At 42.3% G+C, this 12,962-nt stretch carries 9 protein-coding genes; 6 read left to right on the plus strand and 3 right to left on the minus strand.

All coding sequences use genetic code 11. The features are described from left to right. Positions 1-44 precede the first annotated feature (44 nt). Complete coding sequence (locus tag A372_RS0116445; RefSeq protein WP_026011115.1) at positions 45-1,577, minus strand: extracellular solute-binding protein; 1,533 nt, start codon at positions 1,575-1,577, stop codon at positions 45-47. A 164-nt stretch (positions 1,578-1,741) separates the two neighbouring features. After that, complete coding sequence (locus tag A372_RS0116450) at positions 1,742-4,039, minus strand: helix-turn-helix domain-containing protein (protein ID WP_019421974.1); 2,298 nt, start codon at positions 4,037-4,039, stop codon at positions 1,742-1,744. A gap of 231 nt (positions 4,040-4,270) precedes the next feature. Between A372_RS0116450 and A372_RS0116455 the strand changes: the two genes are divergently transcribed. Then, the gene (locus A372_RS0116455; RefSeq protein WP_019421975.1) at positions 4,271-5,203 is read left to right on the plus strand and encodes an ABC transporter permease; all 933 of its coding nucleotides are present in this window, start codon (positions 4,271-4,273) and stop codon (positions 5,201-5,203) included. Positions 5,204-5,218: 15 nt separating this feature from the next. Beyond that, positions 5,219-6,097, plus strand: a complete 879-nt coding sequence (locus A372_RS0116460; protein WP_019421976.1) for a carbohydrate ABC transporter permease — start codon at positions 5,219-5,221, stop codon at positions 6,095-6,097. A gap of 100 nt (positions 6,098-6,197) precedes the next feature. Here the strand turns inward: A372_RS0116460 and A372_RS0116465 are convergent, their stop codons facing one another. Further along, the gene (locus A372_RS0116465) at positions 6,198-8,498 is read right to left on the minus strand and encodes a helix-turn-helix domain-containing protein (protein ID WP_019421977.1); all 2,301 of its coding nucleotides are present in this window, start codon (positions 8,496-8,498) and stop codon (positions 6,198-6,200) included. Between the two features lie 722 nt (positions 8,499-9,220). On the opposite strand from A372_RS0116465, the gene A372_RS0116470 reads away from it, so the two are divergent. The 4 genes from A372_RS0116470 (at position 9,221) to A372_RS0116485 (ending at position 12,766) form a co-directional block, all read left to right on the plus strand. Continuing rightward, on the plus strand, positions 9,221-10,003 hold the full coding sequence (locus A372_RS0116470) for a response regulator transcription factor (protein ID WP_019421978.1): 783 nt from the start codon (positions 9,221-9,223) through the stop codon (positions 10,001-10,003). Between the two features lie 432 nt (positions 10,004-10,435). Continuing rightward, complete coding sequence (locus A372_RS0116475; RefSeq protein WP_019421979.1) at positions 10,436-11,164, plus strand: ABC transporter ATP-binding protein; 729 nt, start codon at positions 10,436-10,438, stop codon at positions 11,162-11,164. Beyond that, a complete protein-coding gene (locus tag A372_RS0116480) occupies positions 11,161-11,988 on the plus strand; it encodes an ABC transporter permease (protein WP_019421980.1) in 828 nt (275 codons plus the stop codon). The genes A372_RS0116475 and A372_RS0116480 overlap by 4 nt, the downstream gene beginning before the upstream one ends. Before the next feature lie 10 nt (positions 11,989-11,998). Next, positions 11,999-12,766: an ABC transporter permease gene (locus A372_RS0116485; RefSeq protein WP_019421981.1), complete on the plus strand. Its 768-nt coding sequence runs from the start codon at positions 11,999-12,001 to the stop codon at positions 12,764-12,766. The last annotated feature ends 196 nt before the right edge of the window (positions 12,767-12,962 follow it).

The following is a 12,962-nucleotide window of genomic DNA, read 5'->3' on the forward strand; positions in this document are numbered from 1 at the left end:
CTTGCAAATGTCGTTGAACATGCTATCTCATAGAATGGCATCGCTTACTTCGATTGCATCCATTCTTGGAATTGGCGTTCGTATTCAGCGACAACCTTATCCAAGCCAGCTGTCTTCATCTTCTTCAGTGCCTCTGGGAATGCAGTCTCATAGTCAAGCAAGCCCAATTTAATCGGTAATATGCTGGTATTGAATTCTGCTATCGTATTCGTATATTCCACACTTACTTTCGTTGCGTCAAAGTTGAAGCCCAGTGTTATGCTGTTCACAGCATCGTCGCTTTGGCTGGCACGGTATTTCAGAATCGTCGGGTTCGTATTTTCCGCCCAGCGGATCATCTCGACGTGTCCAAGCATCCAGGAGGCAAGTTGATAAGAAGGATTGCCGTTACTATCCACCTTGAGTATATCTAGTTTACCTTCACCAACATTCTTCCAATGCTCGCCTTCAATTCCGTACAGGACAAGATCGAAATTATCTTGGCTGCTATATACCCAATTCAAGAATTGGATCGCTGCTTCTGGATGCGGAGATGTAGCGGATATACCATTAGAATTACGAACACCATAGGATCTGAATTTGACCGTATCTTTTAAGAAATATCCTTCCAATTTAGCTCCTGGTACTTTTTGAGGCAGTGTGTCAGATATGCCATCGCCTTCTCTAAATAAGAAGCGTCCTAACATTTCCTCATTGTTTAACACCTCAGTTGGCGCAGTCAGAATATCGGGATTAATGAGTCCATCCTGATAAGCAGTTCGGTAGAATTCTGCATCTTTTTTAAATTCGTCACTCTCAATCCAAGCCGATATCTTACCCTCTTGGTCCACGCGAATTAGATTCTGAAATACGGTAAATGGATAAGTCTCATAGGTTGGATGCAGGTAATACGCCGGTTCTGTATTCAGTGTCCGAATATACACATCTTTATTGGCATCCGGCCAGTTGCTCTTTAAAGTCTCTGCGATATGAATGAGATCATCTGCTGAATGTGGCGCTTGCAGATGGTTAGCATCCAACAGATCCTGACGAACGGTTACCATACCATCCGCATAGGCACTATCCAGCCAGAAGTTTGGTACGAAATACGTTTCTCCGGAAATCTTGGCAATATTCCATACCCAATCCGGCAAGCTTTTTTTCAGTTCTGAACCATATTCGTCGAGGTATTTATCAATTGGGATAATTCCTCCGTTATTCGCGAGGACGTTTGGCCCTTTACTATCATGCATAATATGGATAAGCTCGAACTCTTCACCTGTGGACATCATCAGGTTCGTTTTTTGATCCCATACATCCCAAGGAATATATGTAGCTTGATAGGTCAGATCCAGTCCGTCTTTTTCTAACTTCTTGTTAATGGCCGCTTCAACAGCAGCTTGGTCTTGTGGAGCCGTACCAGGCATAACATAACGCACCAGTTTTTTCTCTTTAGTCGAGCTGGTTGGAGTACTGTTAGTTGCACCCGATGGCTCGGTAGGTTCTGCCTCCGTGGAGTTTCCGCAAGCAGAGACTAGCGATAACATGACTAACAAACTTAGTACGGTCAAGCAGGTCTTCTTGAAGTTGTTTTTCATCCGTCTACTCTCCCTTATGATAAAGTTGATCTCATGGATCCGCTTCCATCATAGTTATTGCAATAAGTTTGTGTAAACTTTGAAATTCTGCAAAACCGCTAAATCTCTCCTTCTGCTTATTTTACTTTTGCACGATACATTCATTTTTTTATAAATCGCTTACTCTAAGACTCTAATTCCTGCCTCTGAAGGAGCATCTCATTGCGATATTGTGCCGGTGACAAGCCGTATTTCTTCTTAAATAAAGTGTAGAAATAGGTTGTGTTGTAGATACCTACCTTCTCACTTATGACATTTGCAGAATCTGAAGTCTCAAGCAGGAGTTGCTTGGATTTTTCCAAACGTACATTTTTCAAATAATCATTAACAGATTGATTAAAGTGGGTCTTAAACAGCTTGCCCAAATAACCGGGTGTCAGGTTCACATAGTCAGCTAAACTATCGACAGATATATCAGGCTTCCAAAAATTTTTATCAATATATTCTTTCACTTTGTTTATCCCTTCAACATTGCGTTTTTTAGACTTGGCCTCAACCTGCTCACAAATCGAATGGCATATTATTGTTAAGTCATCAGCAATCTCTTCCAACGTTTCATAAGAGGACAGATGAAATGCCATCTCCATATATGATTCTCGCTGTTCGAAGGCATAAGCTGCTGTTAAGTTGAAGTGGTTATTCAGAGACATCAATAGCTGATTAAGAAAAAACAGTGCTTGATGGTAATTGTAGCGCTGCAAATGGTCTATGAACTGTCCGATTAGGCGTGTTATCATCACAACATGATTCATCTGAATCGACTCTATTAATTTCTTCTCTATATTGTAAGGGTAGTCTATTTCCGAATCCGTTGGAGCAAAGACTCCATTTTCATAATCAAATATATTTCCTTGTCCTTGGAAAAAACGTTGGTGCACAGCTTCACGCGCATTGTAATAAGAATCACGTATCAATTCAGCATCATCCACAATAGCGCCTATACTAATGGTGATTGATAACTTAAAATACTCCTTTACATACCGCTGAATCTCGGCCAGACAAGCCACCAGATCAGGCGAGTCCTCGAAAGTCTTCATTTGTATCAGTATTCCAATCTCTTGGTCATTAATAATAATCACTTCAGTCTCTGTGGAGTGGTTATCCGAGACCATCCATTCTTGCGCGATGTTACATATAGCGAAGCGAATAAGGGACTGCATATGATCGGAGTTCTTCTGCTTAAACGGTTTCATCGAATCAATGCTCATTACGATAATTCTGAAGTAAGGGCCCTGCAGGGGCTCATGGTAGCGATTGGTGAGATCGCTTTGGCTGCCATTCAAGTATCGGAACAGGCTGCTCCTCCGTGCAACCTCCACGGCTGACTCCATCTCTACGATCTTCTGCGATATGTTCGAAAACGATTGGTCCATGATGTGGAATTCATTTATTCGTTCCGTAACCGTTTCCAGATCCTTAGATGATCCCATAATCTTATTAAATAAGCGCTGAATTGGATTATACATTTGATTGGTCAACCAAATTGACAGAAATATTCCAATTCCAAATATGATAAAGGCAATGGTAAGTGTGAAAGCCTTAAGATGATTCATATTAAAAAAGAGGTCTTGAAACGGACTTACGCTGACAAAATACCAATTTAACTGCTCTGACTTCACAAAGCTGACTTGGGTTTTCTGCCCATCAATGTGATCGATAAAACTTCCTCTGCTGTCATTCGTATGCAATATTTTATTGATATAAGTCTGACCCGAATATGGTTCTAGAAAGTGATTCTCTTTTGAATGTGAGAGCACGACCCCGTTTTTATCCATTGTGATTAAATAATTCGAGTTCTTGTTCTTTAAGCCTCCTATTAATTGCTTCAAATAGTCTGCATCAACATTGATGACTATAGCACTCTTCTTCGGCAGGTAAGAGGTGTAGCCTGGCCGCAACACAAAGGTCAGCATATTCTTCTCTTGTCCGTCAGCTGGATTCACAATCTTGCGAGGGAATAAGGTGCTATACATCTTTTCCGCTGAATCATTCAGCTCTTTAAGTAAAGCGCTTTCGTTACTAGCTGAGATTCCCTTCGTATTGATATAACGGTTGGTATAGCCGTTATATATCCCAATAAACCCTAGAAAAGGGTATGTCGTTTCGATGTCCTTTAATAAATTGACCGTATGATACTCTTCAATATAGTTAACTTCATTCTTAAACATCGACGAAATGATGGTTTGGTTATTAATGAGATGATTCCCGATTTCATGAACTTGTTCATCTAATATATTGGCTGCATAGCTTGTCTGCGCGAGCATGGATTCCGATATCTCACCTACATCCTTTGAGGAGCTTCGCGAGAAAAGAATAAACATCGTTACGCAGATCAAGGCAACAATTACACCCGTTAACAAGATGAAACTTAAAAGCATATTACGGTAAGCTGCATAGTGCAATATCTTTGGTTTAACCCTCATCGTTTGCCGCACCACCTATTGAATGATGTCGATCCTTCATGCTGCTAATCACCTTATTATATAGGAAACACTTCGCATTTCACTTCATTGTACGGAAAATTATATCTATTTTAAAAAAATGAATAAGCCTCTATTTGAAAAATAGGACCATTATATATATTCAAAGTTTACTCTCTCTTGCTCATATCTTAGTGTGGAGTCATATAATTCTACTTGAGGAGTTGATATCTATTGAACTCAAAGAAACGTACATTTCCTGTCTTTCGTGAGCTGAAAAGAAATCGTTCCGCCTATTTTTTAGCTCTCCCTGCAGCCCTGTATACATTTATATTCGGTTACTTAACATTGCCTTATATGGTCATTGCCTTTCAAAAGTTCAATTTCAAGATGGGGATATGGGGGTCAGAATGGGTAGGTCTGGATAATTTCAAATTTTTCTTTGCATCCGACCGTGCTTGGCAAGTTACCTTTAACACCGTAAGACTTAATGTGCTCTTCATTATCTTCAGTACATTGTGTGCATTAATGCTAGCCATATTATTTAGTGAGTTGAAGAACAAGTGGTTCTCTAAGATCGCGCAATCTACGATCTTATTTCCTAACTTCCTGTCATGGGTCATTATCAGCTATGTTATTTACAGTTTATTTGCAACGAATTATGGCCTAGTCAATAAAACGCTCTCAATCATGAGCATGGATCCGATTAACTGGTACTCCTCACCACAATATTGGGTAGCCATTCTAGTTGGTGCCAACATATGGAAGGATGTCGGTATCTCGTTAGTTATCTACTTGGCTGCTATTACCGGTATTGATGGAACGCTGTACGAAGCGGCACAGATCGATGGAGCCAACCGTTGGCAGCAGATTCGCCGCATCACCCTGCCTCTGTTGATGCCAACTGTAATTATCTTATCTCTGCTTGCCTTAGGCAAGATTATGTACGGCAGCTTTGATATGATCTACGCTATCGTAAAAGACAATGGGTTGTTATATCCAACCGTTGATGTCATTGATACTTATGTTTTCCGAGCTTTACGCACAATCGGGAACCCATCTCAAGCAATGGCCGTCGGGCTGTATCAATCTGTAGTCGGGTTCATTCTTGTATTCGGCGTGAACTGGATAGTGAAGAAGACAAGTCCAGATAATTCCCTATTCTAAGGAGGTATGATACATATGAAAAAACAAAATAAATGGTTTGACTACGTGAATGTGATATTCATTACGTTCGTGTCGATTATATGCACATTGCCTCTTTTGTTGGTACTCATCGTATCATTCACAGATGAAACGATGATTAAAGTCAATGGATACAGCTTCTTCCCTGGGAAGCTGTCGCTTGACGCATATAAGCTGCTCTTCTCTGGCAATTCACCGCTGCTTCAGAGCTATATGATCTCAATTACCGTTACAGTCGTCGGGACAGCGCTAGCCGTACTGATCACTGCAATGGCAGGTTATACTTTAGCAGCCAAGCATGTGAAATACCGCAATCAACTCGCTATGTTTTTCTTTGTGACGATGGTATTCAATACCGGACTTGTTCCCTGGTATATGATGAATACGGCATTAGGGCTGAAGAATACGATCTGGGCTTTAATCATTCCATCTCTGCTATTCTCGCCATTCAACTTATTTTTGGTCCGAAATTATATGAGGCAAATTCCGGATGGTCTTGTAGAAGCGGCGAAGATTGATGGAGCGGGGGATATCTTTATCGCGTTTCGAATTTTCTTGCCACTGAGTATGCCCGTACTCGCTACGATTACATTATTCTACGGGATTGGATACTGGAATAACTGGTTTAATGCAATCATGCTCGTTGACAACCCTAGCCTCTATCCGCTGCAATATTTGCTCTTTAAACTAAATTCGGAGATCAGTATGATTCAGCAGATGCAATCAACGGTTTCAGGTATGTCGGCTACTCAGCTTCCGAATGAGTCCGTAAAAATGGCGACTGCGATTATGACGATAGGCCCGATCATTCTGTTCTACCCGTTCCTGCAGCGATACTTCATTAGAGGCCTTTTGATCGGATCGATTAAAGAATAAACCATAATGCAACAAGCTGAAATCCGGATGAGGGAAAACCTCGCGAGGTTTGAGGAGGAGGGGCTGAAATTTCCTCAGCCCTGCACTCTACGAACTTATATCAATCTTCGTCGGCGTCCGCTGCTGCCGCTGTCGCATCGGTGGCATGCAGCTTTCGGTATTGACCTGGGGTATACCCGGTTTCCTTCTTGAACTTGCGGATGAAGTTCGGCGTATCCAAATAACCGACTCGCACAATGATTTCCTTCAACGGATCGCTGGTCGTCAGCAACTGCCGGATGACTTCATCCATCCGGCGCTGCCAGATATATTGCGAGAAATTGCTGCCTGTCTTCTCTTTGAATGCGCGGCTTAAGTAGGATGAAGAGATAGAGTATTTCTGCGCAAGCTGCTCCAGGCTAAGGTTGTAATTGGCATATTGCTCATCGACATGGGCAATAATTTTATCCATGAGCGAGTGCTGCTCGGATTCTGTATTCTGTTCTACTTGTTTACAGATCTTGGATGCAAGCGCGCACAGCTTCTGCTCCAGCTCCTCCAGAGACTCGAAGGAAGTCAAGTTCGGTATATCATAAACGAACTCGTCCATGCCAAGCTCTGATGCTGATTTGAGCAGCGTGTTTAAAATGTCGAAGCAGATGCAACGCAAGAGCGACACGGACAACGACTGCATTTTCACATTGGCAAAAATGGTTCCGATCATTTGCACAGCGACGATCTCATTGCCGTGCTTCAAGCTTTGGACGAGCTTGAGCAGCGCATCCTTCGGTATCCAGAAGGTGTCATTAGGCGTCTGGGATAGCTTCTCGAAGTAGGTCGTACTGCCCTTGCCGTTCGCCATGCGGCACTCCAGCGCGGAAGCTGCCTCAATGTAGGATTGATCCAGCAACGCTGGACTGGGATAGCTAGTGCCGATCCCGAATGACGGGATAAGGTGAGAACTCTCCATCACGATGACGCGCAACGCTTCGACGATCTGCTCCATCCGGTAGTTCGGCGACAGCTTGTCTTCCTCTTCCCCGTACATATTGACGATAAGCGCGATCTGATCAGACTGCGGCAGCTCGACGCCGTAAGCGTGCGCCTTGTATTCTGGAATTTCCACCTCGGTCAGCAATTGACTGATTTCTTGGCGATCCTGAGCCGTTTGCGGTATGCCTGGATATTCGTCCCACGCCATAGCAATGACGAAGTGATGGCTGCCAGGCAGTTCGATGCCGAACATCTCCATTAGCCGCTCCGATTCCTGATCCTCAGGTGTCCCGTGCTTCAAGAGCATAAGCAGGAACTGGTTCCGCGCATACGGTTCCTGGATATCGACACGGGTGCTGTACTCGTGCAGCATCTGGCGTATCCATTCCAGCTCGTTGCGTGATTTCGCCGGAGCCGGTGTGTTGGAGTCTGTGTTCAGCTTGGCGAATTCCATCAGATCATGGATCGGATGATATTGTCTCTTGGCCAGGAGGACAGCCGCCAAAATACCGGCCAAGACAACCACGACGAAGGCAAGCAGGAAAAACGTTTGGATATGGAAGACGCGCCCGAAAAATTGATCGCTCGGCATGGCGGTCACATACGTCCATCCGTTCAATTCGGACTTGACCGCGACGACGGAGTGCGGATTGTTGTCCAACGCCAAGCTGTGGATGCCAGGGCCCAGTTCTGTCAGGACGTGCACCTCATCTGCAGGAATTGCGGTCCCATTATTGTTGCGAGCCAGAACCCGACCGTCTTGATCGAAAATGTAGCTATTGCCATTAAAGTCATTCAGGATGGAGTCCATTAGTCCCGTAAGCTTGGATTCTTCCATTAAATACAGTACGGTTCCATGCGGATATGAGCTGTTCGGTGTAACAGGCACGAGATAAGCGAGCAACGACTTCTTGAGGTGCATGTTCGTACTCACCGAATCCGCCGGGCGAACCGTTGGATAAGTAACCTGATTCAAATCCTTGACAATGTCTTCTCGGCTCCAATCCTCGAAGAGGTACGATTGATCGAACATCACATCTAGGCTCGTTAACCCTCGGGAGGAATAAATGACATCGTCGCCGCGGAAATACAAGAAGACCTCGTCCAGTATTGAACTGTTCGCCTTGTACTTGTCCAGCGCTTGAATCGCTTCGCGCGTATAGTAAGGATGGCGCACCATATATGGAGTCAACTGATCATCGTAGGAAATCCGGGTGGCGATATCGCGCAGTTCGGTCATGCGGGCGTCGATATTTAGCTTGACTTGGTTCAATTGATTGACATTCGATTGTTCGATTTCAGAGCGCAAGTTATTGACGGCGTTCTGATAAATGAAGAAGGTCAGCACCACCAACGGGATGAGAAAGATTAAGACATACGAGAAAATGTACTTTAACAACAGCTTCGATTTGAAGTGATTCCAATTCATTTCCGCATCCCCCTGTGTATCATAGCTGTATACAAAAAAACGGATGTGACCGACAACTCGTCGGTATCCGATAAAGTGCGCAAAGAGGCGAGGTTGTTATAAAAACGCAACACTTTAATTGTAAACGATTGCACCTGTAAAGGGAATGGCAAGGCTTATAATCCTCTTTTATCTAATTTTAAGGTTCACTTCAGATTTCTTTAATGTAGCTCTAGTATTCTGATTATGGACCGAATGACAGATGAGTTCTTGTAAAGGAGGGTTGCCAAGCAATCGATCATTGATCTTGGACCTTGGTTAGCCGGAGTCATCCGTTGCACAAGGAAATCCGTTTCATCTTTCTCATGGTTTACAGTTTACCCCTAGAACATATATAGGCCGCATCGTCTCGGAAGCGATGCGGCCCTTTTTTTGTTTTTTCCGTTTTCGTAACGGGAATGGGGCTGTGCTTTTATAGGTGAAAATTGCAGCGAGTACAATAATAATTTACAAAATAGGGGGTTAGAGGTAATATTATAGTAAACTGCAAGGGAATATTTGTATAATCAAAATAACGCAATTAACCGACGGTTGCATACACCCTCATCTTTATACTACTAGAATCCACTAAGCTAACTTACACTTTCAAGTCACAGACCTATCTTTCAGCTTCATTGAAGACTAACGCAGGAGATTAGACCCGCATATCCTATAACATTTTTCAAAAACCAAGAAATAGGCCAATGGTGCGGAATGTTTTTGAAAAAAAGTGGAAAAAAGGAGGATTCTTTGGCCCCAATGATGTACATTTAAGCGTGATATCTGGAAATATTTATGCGGAAGGTGCGTGTATGGAAAGTATCCATGTTTTACATGTCGAAACGGATCCGGAATGGCGTCAATTAATCGGCGAATATGTGAAGCAGCAGCACGATATGACCTATGTCGCAAGTGTAGAGACAGAAGAAGAAGCGATTCGTTGCGTAGAACAGTCAACTGTGAATGTAATTGTTATAGATGTAATGTTGACCCCGCCACATTACGACGGACTTGATACCGTGCAAAAAATTTTGGAGAGAGAGAATATTAGTGTTATCTTCTTATCCTCAGTCAGTAATTTCGAAGTGATTGCAGACACCTTCAATGTTGGAGCAGTTAATTTTATTATGAAACACCATTATAAAGACGTCATAGAAGCGATTCGCGACGCATATCATCATCGTGTGGCGATTCATCCCGACGCTGCTCCAGTTCTTTGCGATGAGTTCCGAAGGCTAAGACTGGAAGTGCTGCAACGCTTGCTTACACCGACTGAGAGGCAGGTTATAACTTATTTACATGAAGGCTATTCGAAAAAAAAAATAAGTGAAATGATGCATGTAGGATTCGAAACTACTAAAACGCATGTGAAACATATTCTTTCAAAGTTACAAGTGGGTAACAGTAAAGAAGCGGTTAGAGTTGCAAAACATCGGGGTTTTTTTGAAATGAATCTAATTGACAGAGATAGTGGGAGGAAAATATAACCCTATGAAAATACTATAAGTTGGTTAATATAGGAAGGGGAGACCTGTTCAAGGTTTCTGTGGAATGCTGGGTTAGATGTACCTGGCATTTTTACATGCACACGCGTATGTACCATTTCATAAGAAGGGAGGGATAAAGATGGCTAACAATCCGTTCGATTTAGATGTTCAGGTAAATAAATCAAGTGATAAGTTCGAACCAATGTTTACGAGCCTGTCAGGTTGTGATAAAAGATTTACTACGGGCTGCACGGAATCGTGTATAACGAAGGATAAAGGTTGTTTCACCAACACTTGTTTTAATTTATGCTAAATACGGTTTCTCGGTAAATACTTAATGAGCGAGTTGACGATAGCGGTTCCATGTTAGATGTCCTCACTCTGTTAAGTGCTTGAGTGAGGACATCTAACGTCTGGACGAGGAGGTTGTGCATGTCTGATTTCATTCTTGAAGTGGAGAATGTAACAAAAAAAATAGGGAAGAGAACCATCGTGACTGAAAGTTCCTTTACGCTGGAAAAAGGAAAAATTTATGGGTTTATAGGTCCGAATGGTGCCGGAAAGACGACGTTAATGCGTATGATGACAGGGCTAATACAGCCGACCAGCGGGCATATTCGCATTGGCTCATTCGATCTGCACAAAGAGCGCGCGCAAGCTTTATCCCGAATTGGCGGTATTATTGAATCCCCTGTTTTTTTTGAATATATGACCGGGAGACAAGTGCTGCGTAATTTATCTCGCCTCCATCCTGATATTTCTTCTTCTGACAGGGAAGCTCATATTAAGCATTTGTTAGAATCTGTGGGGCTTGAGTCCAGAGGGGATGACCGTGTTAAAACTTATTCTCTCGGGATGAAGCAACGTCTGGGCATTGCCCAAGCGATGTTAGGTACCCCTGAAATATTACTATTAGATGAGCCTTCGAATGGTCTTGATCCTATGGGGATGCACGAATTGCGCAACATTATCTTCAACTTGCGCGATACGAAAAACTTGACTTTTTTTGTGTCCAGCCACTTGCTTGATGAGCTGCAGCAAATGTGTGATCAGCTTATTATTATTCGGGAAGGGACGATCATTTGGATGGGGAATATTGGAGATATGGTGTCAGATGGAATGCGATTAGAAGATGCATTCATTGAGTTGATGAAATCATGACTTCATTGATATACAGTGAATTTGAGCGATTATGGCAAAGGAAATGGGTGTGGATTATTTTCCTTGCAATCCCGGTTGTTTCCTATTTTACAGCAAGTTATTTCTTATGGCTTAATAGCATGACTTCGCCTGAAAGTATGAATTATACGCCATCAAGCAAGCTTATGTTCTCGGGACTAAGTTTGTATCTTCCTATTATTTGTAATTTTGCGGTTTTACCTTTTGTTACAACTATTTTTACTGAAGAATTCCGGAGAGGTCAACTTCGTCTCCTTTTTTTGCGTCAGTATTCAAGGGGAAGAATTTTTATTAGTAAGATGATTGTGCTCTGTACCACCGTATTGTTGCTGTTAATCGTATTTGGAATGTGTATGGGAATAACTGGTCTAGTAAGACTTCCGGCAGCAGTTGGCATTACGCAGGGTGTGTATAATCCATCCATTGCAACCGACACCATTTTCCAAGATACATTGAAACAATATTTACTTGCTTATGCAACGCTGCTTGGGCTTTGCAGTCTAACGTCATTTATTGCCATGTACTGTAAGGATGTTACTTATGCCATAGGTATTGGATTCGGCTACATTATTATTCCATTGATCTTTGAACGACTTATTTACGATTTTGGCGCTGGGATGCCACCCTTATTGAATGGTATTATTGCACTTGTTTTTATCCCGCTTATGCAGAGATACGGGATTCATCATGCGTTGGTTGGAAATAACTTTGTGCTTGTACTTCTACTTATCATATTGCTTGTCCATATTGTAGCGTGTGTATGGCTCGCATATCGTCGGTTCGTTTACGAAGACTACATGCATTAGGAGTGGTGTCATGATTGGATTATGGATGAGTGAGCGGGAACGAATCTGGAAGAAGAAGAGAGTGCTCATCTTATGCAGTGCGTATTTGCTTATTCTCGCAATATATATAGCAAAACTTATATATAGTGGTGTAGGGTTATACGATTATGGCGAGGGTAAGGCTGCATTGCACAACCTCAACTTGTCTTGGTTTGTTCTGCAGGATATGTCATTTATCATTCAAGCCATCATACTGCCTATATTTGCTGTTAGCACCTTGTGCGATGAGATTCATTCAGGTTGCTACCGACTGTATATGCTGCGTCCGTTTCGGCGATATCAACACTGGAGTATCAAATTGATTGCGTTGTTAGAGGTTGTTTTGGTTTTTATCATAGGTACATACGTTATTTCAATGATTTCAGGATGGATATTTTTGCCGCATTCTCAATCGGCTATTCTCTATCATACCACCGAACCAATTGGTTTTTGGGAAGCTAATTTGTATACGATAAAGCTGTATTTGATGCATGTCCTTACATGCTTATTAATGATCATGATGAGTAGTGTTATTTGCTTTTTTGTCCCCGTGTCCGTTGTAGCTTTTATGATCATATTTTGCTTTCCTTTCCTAATGAGTGTTATCAATTCAGAGTTCATTATTATGAACAACCCCTTTTCTATAGTCCTTGATGTGTTGAGTCCGACGGGTCATTCCATTTTTTGGGTGTATATACTTGGCAGTTTGATGGTGACTTCTTTTATAAGCTTTGTGCGGTGGAAAACGAAGAGTATTTAAAGTTTGTTTTAACAACAGCATTTAATTGGGATTTCGTTTGCAGCAAGGGGAACTCCTGAAACCCTTGTTCCTATATTTTGTAGTGAAAGTCAGCCGGCTTTTAGGATAGCCAATGGATGGAGCTTCAACGATTGCTAGAATCGGAAGGCTTCTTTTTTTTAGACATTTCGGTAATGTATTCAAATCCGTTCTGATA

It is taken from the genome of Paenibacillus sp. OSY-SE, from assembly GCF_000283315.1.
Lineage (GTDB): Bacteria > Bacillota > Bacilli > Paenibacillales > Paenibacillaceae > Paenibacillus_B > Paenibacillus_B profundus.